This is a genomic window from Agaribacter marinus (genome assembly GCF_030160655.1).
Classification (GTDB): Bacteria; Pseudomonadota; Gammaproteobacteria; order Enterobacterales; family Alteromonadaceae; genus Glaciecola; species Glaciecola marina.
The window spans coordinates 1,688,031-1,705,161 of record NZ_BSOT01000005.1 but is presented as its reverse complement, the minus strand read 5'-3'; the positions used below and the strand labels follow the sequence as shown (position 1 = coordinate 1,705,161).

At 40.3% G+C, this 17,131-nt stretch carries 19 protein-coding genes; 14 read left to right on the top strand and 5 right to left on the bottom strand.

What is annotated here, in order from left to right:
• The 7 genes from QQK00_RS09120 to rfbB are packed head-to-tail and all read left to right on the top strand — an operon-like array spanning nucleotide 1 to nucleotide 6,296.
• Nucleotides 1-786 carry an ABC transporter permease gene (locus QQK00_RS09120; protein ID WP_284217166.1) on the top strand — a complete coding sequence of 262 codons (786 nt, stop codon included), beginning with the start codon at nucleotides 1-3 and terminating at the stop codon, nucleotides 784-786.
• A complete protein-coding gene (locus tag QQK00_RS09115) occupies nucleotides 783-1,433 on the top strand; it encodes an ABC transporter ATP-binding protein (RefSeq protein WP_284217165.1) in 651 nt (216 codons plus the stop codon). The genes QQK00_RS09120 and QQK00_RS09115 overlap by 4 nt, the downstream gene beginning before the upstream one ends.
• Nucleotides 1,430-2,908 (top strand): KpsE/RkpR family capsule polysaccharide export protein, encoded by a 1,479-nt coding sequence (locus QQK00_RS09110; RefSeq protein WP_284217164.1) that lies wholly within the window; start codon nucleotides 1,430-1,432, stop codon nucleotides 2,906-2,908. The genes QQK00_RS09115 and QQK00_RS09110 overlap by 4 nt, the downstream gene beginning before the upstream one ends.
• A gap of 9 nt (nucleotides 2,909-2,917) precedes the next feature.
• The gene (gene rfbA / locus QQK00_RS09105; RefSeq protein WP_284217163.1) at nucleotides 2,918-3,799 is read left to right on the top strand and encodes a glucose-1-phosphate thymidylyltransferase RfbA; all 882 of its coding nucleotides are present in this window, start codon (nucleotides 2,918-2,920) and stop codon (nucleotides 3,797-3,799) included.
• Between the two features lie 2 nt (nucleotides 3,800-3,801).
• Nucleotides 3,802-4,344: a dTDP-4-dehydrorhamnose 3,5-epimerase gene (rfbC, locus tag QQK00_RS09100; RefSeq protein WP_284217162.1), complete on the top strand. Its 543-nt coding sequence runs from the start codon at nucleotides 3,802-3,804 to the stop codon at nucleotides 4,342-4,344.
• A gap of 12 nt (nucleotides 4,345-4,356) precedes the next feature.
• Nucleotides 4,357-5,217, top strand: a complete 861-nt coding sequence (gene rfbD, locus QQK00_RS09095; protein ID WP_284217161.1) for a dTDP-4-dehydrorhamnose reductase — start codon at nucleotides 4,357-4,359, stop codon at nucleotides 5,215-5,217.
• A gap of 14 nt (nucleotides 5,218-5,231) precedes the next feature.
• Complete coding sequence (gene rfbB / locus QQK00_RS09090) at nucleotides 5,232-6,296, top strand: dTDP-glucose 4,6-dehydratase (protein WP_284217160.1); 1,065 nt, start codon at nucleotides 5,232-5,234, stop codon at nucleotides 6,294-6,296.
• Nucleotides 6,297-6,315: 19 nt separating this feature from the next.
• Here the strand turns inward: rfbB and QQK00_RS09085 are convergent, their stop codons facing one another.
• The 5 genes from QQK00_RS09085 to QQK00_RS09065 are packed head-to-tail and all read right to left on the bottom strand — an operon-like array spanning nucleotide 6,316 to nucleotide 11,015.
• Nucleotides 6,316-6,858 (bottom strand): hypothetical protein, encoded by a 543-nt coding sequence (locus tag QQK00_RS09085; protein WP_284217159.1) that lies wholly within the window; start codon nucleotides 6,856-6,858, stop codon nucleotides 6,316-6,318.
• Nucleotides 6,859-6,868: 10 nt separating this feature from the next.
• A complete protein-coding gene (locus tag QQK00_RS09080; RefSeq protein WP_284217158.1) occupies nucleotides 6,869-8,995 on the bottom strand; it encodes a type II secretion system protein D in 2,127 nt (708 codons plus the stop codon).
• Nucleotides 8,996-8,999: 4 nt separating this feature from the next.
• Nucleotides 9,000-9,506 (bottom strand): hypothetical protein, encoded by a 507-nt coding sequence (locus QQK00_RS09075; RefSeq protein ID WP_284217157.1) that lies wholly within the window; start codon nucleotides 9,504-9,506, stop codon nucleotides 9,000-9,002.
• A 1-nt stretch (nucleotide 9,507) separates the two neighbouring features.
• Entirely contained in the window at nucleotides 9,508-10,089 is a 582-nt protein-coding gene (locus QQK00_RS09070; protein WP_284217156.1) for a hypothetical protein, read from the bottom strand.
• The gene (locus QQK00_RS09065; protein WP_284217155.1) at nucleotides 10,080-11,015 is read right to left on the bottom strand and encodes a hypothetical protein; all 936 of its coding nucleotides are present in this window, start codon (nucleotides 11,013-11,015) and stop codon (nucleotides 10,080-10,082) included. The genes QQK00_RS09070 and QQK00_RS09065 overlap by 10 nt, the downstream gene beginning before the upstream one ends.
• A 103-nt stretch (nucleotides 11,016-11,118) precedes the next feature.
• On the opposite strand from QQK00_RS09065, the gene QQK00_RS09060 reads away from it, so the two are divergent.
• Genes QQK00_RS09060 through QQK00_RS09030 form a run of 7 tightly spaced genes read left to right on the top strand, consistent with a single transcriptional unit; the run spans nucleotide 11,119 to nucleotide 16,919 of the window.
• Nucleotides 11,119-12,816, top strand: a complete 1,698-nt coding sequence (locus tag QQK00_RS09060) for a GspE/PulE family protein (protein WP_284217154.1) — start codon at nucleotides 11,119-11,121, stop codon at nucleotides 12,814-12,816.
• Nucleotides 12,813-14,003, top strand: coding sequence for a type II secretion system F family protein (locus QQK00_RS09055; protein ID WP_284217153.1), 1,191 nt, complete (start codon nucleotides 12,813-12,815; stop codon nucleotides 14,001-14,003). Before QQK00_RS09060 ends, QQK00_RS09055 begins: the two co-directional genes overlap by 4 nt.
• 36 nt (nucleotides 14,004-14,039) lie before the next feature.
• Entirely contained in the window at nucleotides 14,040-14,471 is a 432-nt protein-coding gene (gspG, locus tag QQK00_RS09050; RefSeq protein ID WP_284217152.1) for a type II secretion system major pseudopilin GspG, read from the top strand.
• The gene (locus QQK00_RS09045) at nucleotides 14,440-14,871 is read left to right on the top strand and encodes a prepilin-type N-terminal cleavage/methylation domain-containing protein (protein ID WP_284217151.1); all 432 of its coding nucleotides are present in this window, start codon (nucleotides 14,440-14,442) and stop codon (nucleotides 14,869-14,871) included. Before gspG ends, QQK00_RS09045 begins: the two co-directional genes overlap by 32 nt.
• Nucleotides 14,872-14,888: 17 nt before the next feature.
• The gene (locus QQK00_RS09040) at nucleotides 14,889-15,308 is read left to right on the top strand and encodes a type II secretion system protein (RefSeq protein ID WP_284217150.1); all 420 of its coding nucleotides are present in this window, start codon (nucleotides 14,889-14,891) and stop codon (nucleotides 15,306-15,308) included.
• Complete coding sequence (locus QQK00_RS09035; protein ID WP_284217149.1) at nucleotides 15,287-15,982, top strand: prepilin-type N-terminal cleavage/methylation domain-containing protein; 696 nt, start codon at nucleotides 15,287-15,289, stop codon at nucleotides 15,980-15,982. The genes QQK00_RS09040 and QQK00_RS09035 overlap by 22 nt, the downstream gene beginning before the upstream one ends.
• Nucleotides 15,972-16,919 (top strand): type II secretion system protein GspK, encoded by a 948-nt coding sequence (locus QQK00_RS09030; RefSeq protein WP_284217148.1) that lies wholly within the window; start codon nucleotides 15,972-15,974, stop codon nucleotides 16,917-16,919. Before QQK00_RS09035 ends, QQK00_RS09030 begins: the two co-directional genes overlap by 11 nt.
• Nucleotides 16,920-17,131: the final 212 nt, after the last annotated feature.

Here is a 17,131-nt window from a genome sequence, read left to right as displayed (position 1 = left end):
ATGGCGATTGCTCGAAAACGAAGCAAGTGGCGTGTTTGGCGCGACGTTATATATTCTTTGATTGTCAGAGAAGTGAAAACAGGTTTTGGTGACAAACTTGGCCTAAGTTGGGCTGTCATTAATCCTATCGCTTTTATATTTGTACTTTCTTTCGTTCGCGGTCGTTTAGATGGCGGTGAAACTTACTCTATGCCAACTTTTGTCTTCATGGCGTATGGGCTCCTTATTTTTCAATTGTTTCTGCAGACGTTTAACGCTTGCACTTCTTCTATTAAACGCTCAAAACCGTTATTTGCTTTTCGACAGGTGCAGCCAATTAGTCCAGTGATAGCCAGTGGTATTTTTGAAGGTATTGTGAAAGTCGTCGTTATGGCAGGAATAGCGTTGGTTATGTATTTTCTTACAATGGAAATTAGGATTGACAATCCATTGGGCGTGATTGCGAGTTTTATCAATGTATGGCTTATCGGAATATTCATGGGTTTAACTTTTGGTATTGCGCAGTTATATATTCCTGAGTTAAACAAATTTAGAAATATGATGACGCGGCCCTTGTTTTTTATCTCAGGAATTTTCTTTTCATTACGAGACATCCCTCAGGAATATTGGTGGTTACTTGACTGGAATCCTCTCTTGCATGCTACTGAATTATCGAGATTTTATTCGTATTCGTCGTATGGAAAAGTCGGCGTTTCTCAAATATTTGTTTTCGAACTGTTATTGGTTTTAGTCGCATTTTCGTTGCTTTTTTATCGAGCAACGTGGAAAGGAGCGATTTCTCGATGATAAATTTAGTGAATGTGACTAAGTTTTTTCCGTCTGCGCTTGGTAATCAATATATTTTTAAAGATCTTAATTTTTCTATTCCCACTGACAAAAATGTGGCCTTACTTGGTAAAAATGGCGCGGGAAAATCGACGCTCTTTCGCTTGCTGGCTGCGAGCGAGTTTCCGAATGCTGGCAAAATTACTTCTGATAAGACTATTTCATGGCCAGTGGCACTCACTACAGGCATTCACCCCGCCATGACGGGTAGAGAAAATACGCGATTTATTGGCAGAATAAACGGAGTGGCCGATCTCGTTGAGTATGAACGGCGAGTCAGGAGTTTTTCAGAGTTGGGTCGGAAATATGATTTGCCAGTTGGCACATATTCTTCTGGTATGAAGCCACGTTTAGCGTTCGCTTGTTCGATTGCATTAGATTTCGATGTATACTTAATAGATGAGGTTACCTCAGTAGGCGATGCTAGCTTTAAGAAAAAGGCTAGGCGCGCGTTGTACGATCGGTCAAATAATGCGAGTGTTATCATGGTAAGTCACCAAACAAGTGAGTTAAGGCTATTTTGCGACAGCGCTATAATTTTGGATGATGGCAAACTTGTATATTATGATGAATTAGAAGAAGCGATAGAAAGGTATGAAGCGTTGTGAGTAAAACTGCTGCAATTGAGAATGAACCGAATGATGCTTCCATGTCACCCGATGAATACATTCGTTCTTTGTCTCCTAGTCAAAGAGATGATACTGAATTTTTGTTAACAGAAGTAGTGCGGTTAACTAATCTCAATAACCCGGTAGTGAAACGTGTTTTTGTACGTTTAAAAAATCTTAATAAGAAAGATACCAAGGTATTAGAACGAATAGACGCAGCACAAATGCAATGGGAACTTCGCAGCACACCGAGTGATATGACAATCATTGATAAATCCAATCATAAAAGTGGCGGTTTACCCGAGCAATTAAGCACCACAGCATCAGTAAAAAATGATGTTATGTTGAAATTTATTGGCGACATCAAACGCATTCTGAATGCTCATGGATACAAGCTCTTGGTACTTGCACCTGCGCTATTGGTATTTTTGTACCTTAGCTTACTGTCGAGTCCTCGATATGAAAGTGCTAGTGCGTTAATGGTGAAGCAACCCGATGCAGGGTCTACCTTATCACCTGAACTGGCCTTTTTATCTTCAATGTCTGGTGGCGGCGCGACAAATGACAATGAATTGGTTAAAGCTTATATTTATTCTAATGATATGTTGCAGTATCTAGAAGAAAACTTTTCGTTTTCACAGCACTTTTCTTCTAATGACTATGATGTATTGAGTAGATTGCAAGATAAAGCCTCTTTGGAGAAAAAAATCAATTATTTTGCAGAGCGAGTATCCGCAGAAGTTGATGCTACAAGTGGCATTATTTCTGTTAGTGTGCAAGCTTACTCTCCTGAGTATGCGCAGGTTTTAGCCCGTGCAATTGCCAGTCGGGCTGAGTGGTATATTAATCAAGTTGGACGCGACTTGGCGAAGGCGCAATTGTCGTTTGTGCAAACTGAACATGATAGAGTCGAAGAAAAATTACAAGAAGCACAAAACAGATTACTCGCTTTTCAGCGGCAATATAATTTAATCGACCCTGAGGCTGAGTTGGCCGCTTTACAACAAATAACCTTTGGCTTAGAGGGACAAATTGCGGCTAAAAAGGCGGAGTTGAATGCATTACGAGGAAGTATGAGCGAATCAGCGCCTGCGGTCGTGCAGGTGTCTGAACAACTATCTAGCCTAGAGACACAATTAAAAGAAGAGAGAGGACGCCTTACTAGTTCTTCTGGAGATAACGCTAGTGAGACTGATGTTCCAGCCGTCAACCATATTTTAAATCAATTTACTGATTATAAAATTGATTTAGAGTTTGCATTACAATCATATTCTGCGTCTAAGATTTCTCTAGAGAAGTCAAGAATAGAAGCCTATAGGCAACTAAAGTATTTGGTTGTGGTTGACGCTGCGTTTTTGCCAGAAGACAACACATATCCAAAGGTGTTCTATAGCACATTTTTGGTTTTTATATTGCTTACGTTGCTGTTCGGCATCGCTAAGTTAATCATTGCCACTGTGGATGAGCTGAAGTAGGAGATAGCGATGGCACGAAAAGGAATAATATTAGCTGGAGGCTCTGGCACGCGACTGCATCCACTCACTCAGGTGGTGAGTAAACAGTTAATGCCTGTTTATGATAAACCGATGATTTATTATCCTCTTGCGACCTTAATGCTCGCTGGTATTCGCGAAATTCTAATTATTACGACACCTTCAGAATTGCATCGCTTTCAGGACTTGTTGGGTAATGGTGAGAAATGGGGAGTAACACTTCAGTACACTGTGCAGCCTTCGCCCGATGGCTTAGCTCAAGCGTTTCTATTGGGCGAATCATTTATAGGTAATGAACCCTGTGCTCTGGTGTTAGGAGACAATTTATTTTACGGGCACGATCTACAAAAATCGTTAGAGGCAGTTAGTCGAAAAACGCAAGGCGCGACTGTATTTGGGTATCATGTAAATGATCCTGAGCGCTATGGTGTTGTGGATTTTGACGATAGTTGGAAGGCTTTGTCTATTGAAGAAAAACCACGCTCGCCTAAATCAAATTATGCCGTTACGGGTTTGTACTTTTATGATAATCACGTGGTTGATTATGCGAAACAAGTAAAACCGTCTGTACGGGGTGAGCTAGAGATTACCGACTTGAACAATATGTATTTGGCGAACGGTAATTTGAGTGTCGAACTTATTGGTCGAGGGTCTGCTTGGTTAGATACCGGTACGATTGATAGCCTGTTAGATGCTGCAAACTTTATCGCTAATATTGAAAAGCGACAGGGCTTAAAGATTTGTTGTCCTGAAGAAATTGCGTTTCGTAAAGGATACATCGACAAGGAGGCCTTAGCCGCCTTGGCACAACCACTGGTGAAGAGTGGCTATGGACAATATTTAATTAAAATTTTAGATGAGAAAATAAAGTAATTATGCAAGTAATTGAAACCAGTATTCCCGATGTTAAATTGATTGAGCCTAAGGTATTTGGCGATGAAAGAGGATTCTTTTTAGAGACTTTTAGAGATGATTGGTTTCGTCAACACTGTGCAGATGTTAGCTTCGTTCAGGATAATCACAGTAAATCTTCTCAAGGTATTTTAAGAGGCTTGCATTATCAGTTAACACAAACCCAAGGAAAGCTTGTGCGTGTTACGCAAGGCTCGGTATTTGATGTGGCGGTAGATTTACGTCAGTCCAGTAGCACCTTTGGTCAATGGGTTGGTTATGAGTTATCCGCACAAAATAAACGTCAGCTTTGGGTACCTGCAGGCTTTGCGCACGGCTTTTATGTAACGAGTGAAAGTGCTGAATTTGTCTATAAGTGCACAGACTATTATCACCCTGAGTCTGAAGTGTCGATTAAATATGATGATGCTACGCTTGGTATTCAGTGGCCTTTGCTCGCTGGAACGCCGCAATTATCGGCAAAAGATAAAGACGGAATGTCGTTTTCAGACGCCCCTAAATTTTAGTGAGTAGTATTAGTGATAGTTGTTATTGGTAAAAATGGCCAGCTTGCTAAGGCAATAAAGAATACAAACCCTGATGTGCTATGTTTAGGGCGTGAAGAGATTGATGTCTTTGATTCACAAGCTTGTACTGAGAAGATTACAGCACTAAACCCTATTGGTGTGATAAATGCTTCTGCGTATACTGCTGTCGATTTAGCTGAGTCGGAACCTAAAAATGCCTTTGCATTAAATGAGCTTGCAGTAAAAAATATCGCCAATGCGGCGTCAAAAATGAATGCCCATTTAGTACACGTTTCTACAGATTATGTTTTTTCAGGAAGCAAAGGTTCTCCCTATTTGCCAAATGATAGTCATCAGCCTCTTAACGCTTATGGCGCGAGCAAAGCAGCAGGTGAGTCAATTTTGTTGTCAGAGTTTGCTGATTGCAGTTGTATTTTACGTACCAGTTGGGTTTATTCTGAATATGGGAATAACTTTGTTAAAACCATGCTCAGATTGATGGCAGAAAAACCAGAATTACAGGTCATTGACGATCAAGTGGGATCACCAACATCGGCTCATACCTTAGCGAAAACTTGTTTGGCCGCCTTTAACGAAAAATTAACAGGTGCTCACCATGTGACAGATGAAGGCGTAACGACATGGTATGATTTTGCTATGGCTATTCAAGAATTGGGATTGACACTTGGTATGTTGGAGAAGCAAATACCTATAAAACCTGTACCGACAATTGCGTATCCGACACCAGCTAAACGGCCTACTTACAGTGTGCTGAGTAAAGCGTCATTAAAAGAAATCATACCTTACATCGCACTTGAACATTGGCGAAAACCCTTATTAAAAGTGCTTCAAGAATTAAATACACCGAATTAGATAGGATATTGTAGATGTCGAAACGATTGCTCGTAACGGGTGGTGCCGGCTTTATAGGCGTAAATTTTGTTCATTATTGGTTGAAAAACAACCCAAGTGATATCGTGGTTGTTTTGGACGCGCTTACCTATGCAGGCAATATAGAAAGTCTGTCACCGGTGATGGATGATCCTAACTTCACCTTTGTTAAAGGGGATATATGTGATACAAATTTGGTGGCAGAACTCTTAGACAAACATGCCATTAATACGATTGTGCATTTTGCCGCTGAATCTCATGTAGACCGCTCAATAACTGGCCCTGACGCGTTTATTGAAACAAATATTATTGGAACTTATTCTTTACTTAAAGCGGCAAAGGCTGTTTGGCTAGATGCTCCTGACAAACTAATCGAGCACCGGTTTCACCACGTGAGTACGGATGAAGTGTACGGAACGTTATCTCCCACCGACCCAGCGTTTACGGAAGACACTGCGTATGCACCAAATTCGCCATATTCAGCGAGCAAAGCGGCAAGTGATCACCTAGTTAGGGCATATCATCATACCTACGGCTTAAATGTAACAACGAGTAATTGCTCTAATAATTATGGACCGTATCACTTTCCTGAGAAGCTGATTCCATTAGTACTCACTAATATTTTGCAGAATAAACCATTACCTATTTATGGCGATGGCCAACAAATTCGTGATTGGCTGTACGTTGAAGACCATGCACGTGGTATCGAGTTGGTAATTAACGAAGGGAAGCTAGGTGAAAACTACAATATTGGTGGCCACAATGAGTGGGCGAATATTGATATTGTTAAATTGATATGCGAAAAAGTAGACGCTGCATTTACAAAAACGCCCACTCTAATTGATAAGTATCCTTTGGCTCAAAAAGCTTCAGTTGGGCAGTCATCCTCACTAATTACGTATGTGACCGATAGAGCGGGGCATGATAGGCGCTATGCCATTGATGCGACAAAGTCTACGAACGAGCTGGCTTATAAGCCGAAAGAAACATTTGAATCAGGTATCGATAAAACGATTGACTGGTACTTACAAAATGATGGATGGTGGAAAGCGCTGCTTTAGCAGCGCTTCATAAATGTCTTTATTCTTTAACGAATATTTTTTTCAGCACTTTGCCATCCATATCGTAACTTTGGTTTACGATAAAGTGTTTAACTAATTCAGGCTGTTCCTTTGTGACTAAACCACTTACTTCATATTTGATATCTGCATCAAGCCGCCAATTTTCCTCGCCGTTGAAGACCACTAAGTCGAGTGGAAATGTTGCTTCTAAATAATCTAATACTTGTTGGTTTTCTCCATTTTTAGTAATGGTCGCCGTCTTAATCCCAAATTGCGCTTCATTTGTACATGTTGCGGAGATAAGTCTAGAGGCATAGTCTTGTTTTAATAACTCATCAGTAATGTCTTTAGCAATAAAGTTTGGATAATCGTCACCTCGTCCTAGCATACTTACCTGGGGTCTAAATTCACCTATACACTCAAAACTGCCCAATTCAGGAAGTTGACTGTCCAGTGCTCTAACATCACCTGAAGAATTGTTTATATTTTCGGGCTGTTCTGCCTGACTGCATGCTGATGATAAGCTAAATAAGATAAATGCTGACTTTTTTAAGATATTCATTCTTTTTTCACTAGTTAATGGATAAAGCTCTAATTCGTTCTAACTGAAATTCATCTGTTAAAGATTCAGATTCAGATGGGGAGTTAGATACGTAGGGAATAATCATGATCATAAGTTCAGTCCGGTCTTGCTTTTCTATATCAGTACTGAATAACTTTCCTATTATGGGAAGACGTCCGAGTAAAGGAATACCCTGAGTACCGTCGGATGTAGATGAAGATATCAATCCGCCGATTAATACCGAGCCGCCATCACGCAATGTAACTTTTGTATTTACTTTACGTTCTATTATACGAGGGTTTCCTGCTGCACCAACTGAAGTACTGGCTTGACTGAGTGTTTGACTTATTTCTAAATCAACAAAACCTGATGCATGAACGGTTGGTTTTATATCTAATACCACGCCTGTATCTAGGTAGGTTACATTTTGAACTGTTGGTGCGTCAGGTGTTTCGACACTTTGAACTGAAGAAGATACGACAGGAATTCTAGTCAGAGCATTAAAGTTTGCTTCTTCACCACTTTTCACCATAATTCTGGGTCGTGAACGAATATTAGCTTTGTCATTTTGATAAAACGCGTTAATCGTTGCTCTTGTAATCCCAGCGCTGTCTAGTGTAAAGGCAAAGCCATTCGATGCGTTTTCCAACGGAAAGTTAGTGCGTAAACTTCCGTTGTATTTGTCTATACTCGAATTCGCCAGCCATTGAACGCCAGTTTCTTCCTTATCACTTAACGAAATTTCAACAAGAACGGCTTCAATCATCACCGATGGTGCGGGTTTGTCAAGACGCTTTATTACTGGAAGAATATCAAGCCAAGTTTTACCCGAACCCCTAAAAAATATCGTATTACTTTGTTCATCTACGGTATAAGTTCCTAGGTCACTTGAATTTGATGAGTTATTATTTTCACTTCGTCTATTTGCGCGTGAATTGGTAGTTGAATTATTTCTAGGGGCATCGCGAGTTTCGTTTTCGTCATTGTTAGGCGCGACGTAATCAGCGACTCCTAATTGACCAAGAACATCCACCACATGAGTTGCTAATGTACTTTGTACAACATAGCTAAAGAAGCCCTCTTCGATCTCATTTTGGCGTTTGATTTCAATTGTATTGATCCAATCCTCTATATGTATCAGTAATTCTTTTGACTTTGAAAACACTATAAGTTGCCCGGTACTTTCTAAGGGGAGCAACCTAATTGGAGAGCCTGAATTGCCGTTTTGCGCGACGAAAAAACCTTCTGCCTCAAGAATTTTCTGTAAGTTCGTTGCTAATTCCAGTACGTTACTTATCTCTGGAACGACAATTCGACTATACATACCAGCCATTTCTGGCACATCGAATAATTTTGTGGCTGCGATGGCTTGTTCAACTTTTAAGCGTTGTCCCTTGAGTATTATTGAATTGCTAACAAAGTCATGAACTACATTCAACTCACTTGACTTGAACAGCTGTCGGAGATAGTTTTCTACGTTGTTTGCATTTACAGATTTAACAGGATATACATAAAATAATGGGCGATTGGAAGGGGGGACATCGGGTAAGGCTCTCCCACTAATCAGTAGTGGTGTATCTTCCGCACTCGCGTCTTCCGAATAGCTGAACACTAGTAACTCGTCTTGTAGTGACGTTGTAACACCATATGGAGCAAGTGTTCTCGTCGCTATTCTGTATAGGTCGTTTGGGGTTAAGGGGCTAGCCAAACGCATTGTGACCAGATCTGTCGCTTCTGCCACTTGAGGTTCAATAACGAAACTTAAGCCCAACTGATTACCAAAAATTTCATTGATAAACGTACTCACTGGCATATTGTTAAAACTGAGTCTACTTACCTTGGTTTGATTATTGAGTTTTGGCAATATTGAATCACTTGCTACCTCTGCTTTTTGTTCTACACTTAGCGTTGGCGCGTTCTTAAATAGTGTGGGCTGCACCTTATCCTCTGCTTCCCCCACTTCGATTGCCGCTTCGTCGTCTTGTACAATTTTACTCTTGGGGCCTCTGATAGGTTTGGTGAATGTTTCATTGTCTTTTTGCGACAATTTGTAGCCTGGCCCTTTAAGTTGAGCGCAACCTACTACAACGGCAGAAAAAGCCAGAATAGCGATTATTCTTTTTGAAATCATTAACATCAATTTACATTCTTTTATCGTGATGTGGTTTAAAAATAAATTGCACATGCTCTTGATTTGCTTCTTTATGAAGCCAATGAGCACTAGTAGCGTCAACACTGCCCAATGACCATCCATTTAAAATAGTTTCTCCTACAAGGACATTGGTAGTTTCATATGAAATAAACTGTTTGTGTTCATCTACTTTTGGTATTTGCAATATTGCCATTCCTTTGCCATCAGACATTAAGCCAATAAGTTTGGACGCATTAATATCATTTGGATCCATTTTTTTTTCGTCGTCCTTAATCAGCCTGGGCGTATCTTCTTCAGATAACGTGTCTTGTAACCCGTTAAATTGCGCAGTGCTCTCAAGCACTCTACGCCAATCGCTTTTAGATGGGAGTAACGTTGCTGCAACTTCGGATACCATGTTTTTTGAAGAGACGTCAATTTTATTAAATGATAGTAACACACCGGCACCAGCCGCGACAAATAAGGCTACTGTAAATATTTTAACCACAGGGTTCATATTATTTCCGTTCTCGATAAAGAAAATCGACGGCAATAACTGCTGTATTCGCAGTCGTCGGGGAGTATTGTATTGAAGCGATTCGTTTATTGCTCTTTTCTGTTTCAAATAGTGTGAAAAACTTAATCAGTTGTTTAGGCGGGAGCCGACCGTTGACCTCAATTCTAATTGACCAGAGTTTTTCATTAGCCACAATTATTTCTTCTGACCCTAAAAGATTGAACCGGCTTCTCTCAATAATACCTTGTAGGTCAGCTTCTAGCGTGGCAAGTGCACTCGCTTCTGCTGTACTATTTGAGCTAGCTGATGGAAGTTTGTTAAGTAAAGAATATGCCAGTTCCTTATTGTTGGTTAATGTACTTTCAGAAAAATCAGTACTTTGCACATCGAGCAGTTTTTCATGAATTCTAACTTCAGATTGAGTGTTTTCACGTTCGTTGTAAACTAAATCAAAATAGCTTTTCGTAACAGATATCAAGAGAATAATTACCACAACTAAAAGTAGCCATTGAAGTCGTGGTTGATTACTTACTTCTTCAATCAGTTTATTCTTAATTATTTCTCCTTTGGACATCAGTTCCATTGTACTTCCAATACCCACGTATCTGTGCTGTTATGAGGTACTATGTTAGCGTTTTGTACCCCACTGATCTCTTGTGTGTTCTCAACAAGCGATGCAATGTCTATATTGTTCGCTACAAATTCGATAGCAAGCTGTTTATTTTGCCATTGCAATCGGTTTACTGCGACGCTAGATAGCGCATTAAGTTCGAACAAAACCTTACCTAAGGCATCAGGAAGTGTATAGTATTCGAGTTTCCATCCTTGCAAAGAGTTAATTATTGAGGTCGCTTCAATTAGCTCGCTTCGTTTATCTAATTTTGGACCAATTGCTTCAGTGAGTTTTTCATTAGTACTCAGTAGGTAACGCTGCTGATAAACTTGTGTGAACCAAGCTGATGATAAACCAATCATGACTACCAACCATAGAGCAATACTGACTTTTAACCACGTCAACGGAGCTTTCAGCGCGCTTTCGACATGTCGTTTGACTGCCCACGCATTTTGCTTATTAATAACTATGGATTCTAATAATCTTCCCGGCTTTTCGTCATTCAAATGAATTGCAATGCAGCTTGTCATAACGCCATTTTTCCAAGTTTGCTTATATTGGAATGTTTGACCAACGAGTGAGTGATCGCCATTCGTCATTTTTTTTTGTATCGCTGTTTCAGGTATACCTTTAAGCGTATACTTTGAGTACCAAATATGAATTCCTACTTTGCTAATGTAGCTATAAAAAAAACGTTGTTTAAATGGTGCCAATATATCGCATTGAAGTTCACACCATTTATTTAGCTCTTCCTTAGTCATTCCTTGAGGGAAGAGTTTGAAAACATAAAAACAGTGGGACTCAATGTCGATATCACGATCTTGAGTCCAGAACAACTGCTCGATGAAATCAAGTATAGTTGTCGTTGCGGATTGAATCGTTGCGGAGGACTTCACTTAATTCACCGATATTTTTATTTATTGTATTAGCCGCCTAATATACACTATTGCGATGCAGTAAATAAATAACATAATTAGTGTGTTAAGGCATATTTAGAAAGTGATAGATCCACTCGAGCTAGATTTTAGAGACATCGATAATGTTTTGTTAGATAAGCTAAGCAAAAATTTTGAGTTCTCCCCAATTCAAATGACGTTAATTTCTGACACTGTTAAGGAGCTAGATTGTTCCAACATTCAGGCTATAAGCCGGTTAGCTATTTTAAGTGAAGACGTTATAACTGAGGCTCTGGCCGAACATATTGGATGGCGGTATGTGAGTAAAGTATCTGATTGTCCTTCAGTCGCGGATATTGTGGCATTTATTAGTGACTCTGATTTGTCTCTCGACTGGTGTGTAGAACAAGGTTTATTTGCAATTAGAAAAGATGAAACGTCAGTTGACGTTTTTTTGTCTGACTTGTCTAATAGATTTGCTTTATCAGCGTTGTGTGCAAGCTTCCATAGCAATGACGACATCGCTTTCGCCATTTTGTCTCAAGCTATGCTGGCAAATGTCGTCGATGATGTGTCACGAGAGCGAGCGGTATCTGAGCTTTTTGGCAGTGCGATTTCAAATGTTGCAGCGCTCGCAGAAGAAGCTCCCGTGATCAATCTTGTGAACAGCTTTCTCGAAAAGGCTGTGCAAACTGAAGCGTCGGATGTTCATATTGAAGCTGGTAGCAAAAATATGCTCGTCCGATTTCGTATCGATGGAACGTTGGTTGAATATATGCAGCAACCTATATCTCGATTTCCAGCAATAGCGTCTCGTATTAAACTAATCGCTGACTTAGATATTGCTGAGCGGCGACTGCCTCAAGATGGTCGCTTTTCTACGAGGCAAGCAGGGCAAGAGTTTGATGTGCGCGTGTCTACGGCACCTGATGTGCATGGTGAGTCTATTGTAATGCGTTTGTTACCAAAAAAGCGCGAGCAATTATCCTTGTCTAAATTAGGGTTTGAACCGGATCATTTAGATACGATACGGAGATGGGGGAAGCTCTCAAATGGTATTGTCTTGGTCACTGGCCCTACTGGTTCTGGCAAATCAACCACTTTGTATGGATTGTTGCAAGATGTTAAAACCGGTGCTGAAAAAATTGTAACTGTAGAAGACCCTGTAGAGTTTCAAGTTGAGGGGGTAACGCAAGTTCAAGCGAAACCAGAAATTGGCTACACGTTTGCTAAAGCTTTAAGGACTTTTTTGCGCCAAGACCCTGACGTGATTATGGTAGGCGAAATACGTGATAAAGAGACGGCAGATATTGCTGTACAATCGTCATTGACTGGACATTTAGTGTTGTCTACTTTGCATACAAATGATGCTTGTTCAGTGTTTCCGCGCTTGGCTGATATGGGGGTTGAACCCTTTTTGATAGCGGCAACAATTCAAGGGGTGCAAGCACAACGTCTTGTCCGAAAGCTTTGTGTACATTGTGCTGTGAAGACTGAACAGCCAGCCTATATTAAAGAAAATTTTACTATCATGGATGGTCTTTGGAAAAACGCAGTTGGATGTCCGAAATGCCAAGGCCGAGGGTATAAGGGGAGAGTAGGTATTTATGAGTTGGTTGAAGTTAGCTCATCATTAAGAACGCTTATTACAAAAGGTGCAAGCTTGGCTGAACTCCGTAAGCAGGCTAAATTGGATGGTGCAAGGAGCCTATTTGCTGATGGGATTTTAAAGGCTTCGACAGGCATAACGAGCGTCGAAGAAATACTTCGCGTGTGCAGTACGGAAGGCGTTGAACAATGAAGTTCGATTACAAAGGTATAGAGACACAAACTAATCAGCGAATAGTGGGTAGAATTGAAGCAAGCTCTAAGCAAGAAGCGTTTAAAGAGTTAAGTAATCAAAACATCCAAGCGTTCGATTTGCATGAACACAAAAAGCATCAAGTTCGAGGCAGAGTTGTCAGAGAGAAAGATTTGGTTCTACCCATTCAAGAGTTGGCTACTTTGAGTGAATCAGGTGTTTCACTCATCGATGCTGTTTACGCTATTGCCGAAAATGACGAGCATCCAAAATTAGCAGATGGGTTTCGGCATATTGCGGCAAAAGTCGAAGGGGGCAGTAAATTCTCTGATGCTATCGTTCAATCCAATTTGCCTTTTCCGTCGTTTATTCCGCCGTTAGTTAGAGCTGGTGAATTAGGGGGAACACTATCTATTGCTTTGAATAGTGCTTCTACTCAAATGCAATACGACGAATCGGTACGAGCAGATATCAGAAGTGCGCTAACATATCCCATCGTACTTATAGGATCTGGTTTGGGGGCAATGTTGATCATCTTTTTTTCTGTAGTGCCAAAATTTAGCCATATGTTGGATGGCGACAACCCTTTACCTTGGCTAGCTTACGCCGTGTTAACACTCGGTAAAACGGTAAATCAACACCCTTATGTTGTTGCAGGGATTGTAATATCTGTTTTAACGTTATTACTCATGACTTTCAAGCAAGCTAGTGTCCGAATGTTTGTGCTAAATAAGGTGATTGATGTACCAGTAATAGGCCCTTGGTTATCTGAGCAAGATGCTGCTCGTTGGGCTGCGCTTGCCGCTGCAATGTTGCAGGCGCGCGTGAGTTTAGTCGCGGCGCTTGAACTTGCTGCTGAGGCGTCGAATTTTACTAATCGAAGAGCTAGAGCAAAAAACATGGTTAAAGCGATAGAGAGTGGAATGACGTTTAGTGAAGCGTTGTCGCAAGCGAGGTTAATTCCGGCGACCTCTATGAATTTAATTAATGTTGGTGACAAGACAGGACAATTGGGTGAAATGTTATCTGCGGTTGCTACGTTACATGACAAATCTTGTAAACGACGGATGAAACAGGTGCTTACCCTAATGGAACCAATTGCCATATTAATAGTCGGTGTGTTAATTGGTACGATGATCGTTGGTATTGTGCTGGCGATTACCGCATCTACCAATATTAATATTTAAGTGAAACACAACCATATTTTAAAAGGGTAAATTTTTATGAAGATACACAGGCACAAATCGAAAAATACTGGTTTTAGTATTATTGAACTTTTGGTGGTATTAGTGATACTAGGGTTATTGGCCGGCATTGTAGGGCAACAGTTTATCGGCAAAGCTGAGTCTTCGAAAGTGCCAGCGGCTGAAACCCAAATAAAAGTGCTTAAAATGGCGTTACAAACATATCGATTAGATGTTGGTGCTTATCCAGATGAACTCAAGTATTTGAATACTAAGCCAAGTGAGCGTAATAAATACTGGGCAGGACCGTATTTGGATGATGAGCTTCCATTAGATCCTTGGCACAATGATTATGTATACAAGCGTGACGCGTCGGCTCCTCAAGGTTTTTATTTATACAGTAAAGGTGCTGATGGTCAAGATGGTGGTGACGATCTAAATGCAGATGTGGGATATGTACCGCAAGTATAGTGTATTTAACACATGTGGTTTTACGATTATAGAAGTACTTGTAGTGCTAGTAATCGTTGGGTTAATTAGCGCTGTTGTAGCACCTAACGTATTTAGTATGTTGAATTCGGCAAACAAAACGTCAATGGAAAGGGAACTTAGGGGGGCTATAATGAGCTTGCCCTTAAATGCGAAACTATCTCAAACGGAAGTTGAAGTGATCTCCGCCAGAACCCTATCTGAATATAGCACAGCGGAATTGTCAGAGTTTTCAGGACTTACTTTTCTTTTTGAGCCGCAGTTAAGAGTCAATTCAAATGGTTTTTGTCATAACAGCACCTTAGAAGTTTTTGAAGGCAGAACGCTCTTGAGTACATATGAAATTCAGGCTCCATATTGCTCTTTACGGATTGTAGATTAGAGGGTAGCTGCTAACATATGAGTAGGATTATTAGTCTACAACGATGTCAAAGAGGATTTACATTAATAGAAGCCATTGTAGCCTTGGTAGTTTTATCAATTTCAATTGGTGTACTCAGTGAATGGCTAGGCTCTGCACAAGTCGCATCGGAGAAGATTCAAAAGAACCTAATGCTCGAGCAAATATTTGATGAAACCATAGCTCACCTACAAAATACGTCATTTGAAAATGAGCAAGATGGTGAAATTTATATAGGTGAAATGCGTGTTCTATGGCAAGCCACCCCCCTTAAAAACTCTCAGGATGAACCTTTTGTGAGGCAACCCGAATGGGAAGTTGTTCTGTTTAAAGTTGAACTCCAATTTTATTACAAGGCTGAACTCGTTGCTGAACTTGATACTAAACTGGTTAAACAGTGGCAAATAATAAGTCAATAAATAAACTCAAAGTTAACCCCTTAACGCTCAATAGCGATAAGACAACTCCTCACGTAAATGAGATGGGGGCCAATGGGTTTACCATCATGGAACTATTGGTAGTGTTAGTGATTTTGTCCTTGGCAACTGCATTACTGGTGTCGTCATTATCGGTAATATGGCGAAGTTTTGAAAAACTAGAGCAACGTCAATTAAATAATGCGGCGAATATCGGAGGGGCTTGGTTTAGGCGGTCGATAGAAGGGGCAATTCAACACCACCCTGATATCCCCATGTTTTTCGGAGATAGCAAACGTATCCGCTTAACGACTGTCTACCCCATTGATGATAGCAACGTTGGACCAACAAAGATTGAATGGAATATTCGTCAAAATACTCAAGAGGCCTATGCGACAGAGTTGTGGTATACCAATAAGCGAACTGGCCTTGAAGTGCTAGTTTTGAATTTTGAGCAGGAGGTTTGGTTTTCCTATGAAAAAACAAGTGGCCAGTTGTCGCTATTGTTTAACGAAGCCCATGCGGAGTTACCCAAAACAGTAACGTTGAATAAACTTAGCGATGCACAAACATGTGTGACTGAATGGTGTAATACGATGATGGTAGCACATCCTTTACATGCGGGAGTAGCAGAAACACCACCAGAAATGGCGGTGTTTGGGGAGTATGAGTTCTGATGATATGAATGATAGTATTTGGCACAAATCTCAATCGGGTGTGGTTTTGGTGGCGGTTATCGTATTTTTACTGATTACAAGTGTTCTGATTGCGGGGGCCAGTGGTTTAATGGAACGTCGATTGAACATTGCAAAAAAAGCACAAGACAATGCATATGCCTTAGCAACTATGCATGCAAAGCTAAACGAAATAATCTATTTATTAGCCACTCAGCGAAGCACTATTGCTGGCCTTAGCCAAGGAACGGCAATTAATAGATTTGTTAAAAACAGTGATGGTTTTTTTGAAAATACGGTGACAGGCGACGAATTGAGAGTAGATAGTTATGTATATAAGCACGAGGGTATCAATTTTTATATTCAAAACACGGATGGCTTAATTCCAATTAATACACCTGGCCAAAACTGGCTAAAGCTATTCCTACGTAAGCAAGCGTTAAGTACCTATAGTTTAGGTATACTGTTAGATTCGTTGAACGATTATGCCGACGAAGATAGGCTACAAAAACCGCTTGGGAAAGAGCAATTTCAACAGTACCACCCTAAAAACTACTTACTGCAGGCTTGTTCTGAATTAGCGCTAGTATATGGCTGGCAAGCTTACCTTGAAAGAGATTCGTACCTCATGCATAACTGTAATTTAAATCGAACGCCAACGATTAATTTGAATGCCATGCCAGTTAAGCTTTGGCGGGATATTTTCGGTGGTAGTGCTGACAAGCTAATAAATCAGCGAGATAACGGAAACTGGTTTGTTATTGAGACAGATGCTGCATTAGTTGAACCAAGTATTTTGACTATGCCAGAAGAGCTGTATTCAGCTAATGGTGGTAATCAATTTGTAGTGCGTTTATATACCGAGGATGCAGCGCTTTCTCGACGTATTAAATTAGGCCGAGGTGTGGCTAAGCCTTTCACCCAAATGATTGCAAAATGAACGATATCCACAGAATATTTTTAAAAACACTGAGTATTAAATAAAATTTGAATGAAAAGCTTGCAATCACTAGGTTTCGTGCTATAAAAGCGTAAAGTAGTTAAATATCTGAAGGATCGCGCCGATATGGATACTGCTTTTGACTCTTATTTTAAAAAAACAAAGAGTTATAAAATAAAAAAAGTTGAATGCGACAAGTTGGTGTTGTACCT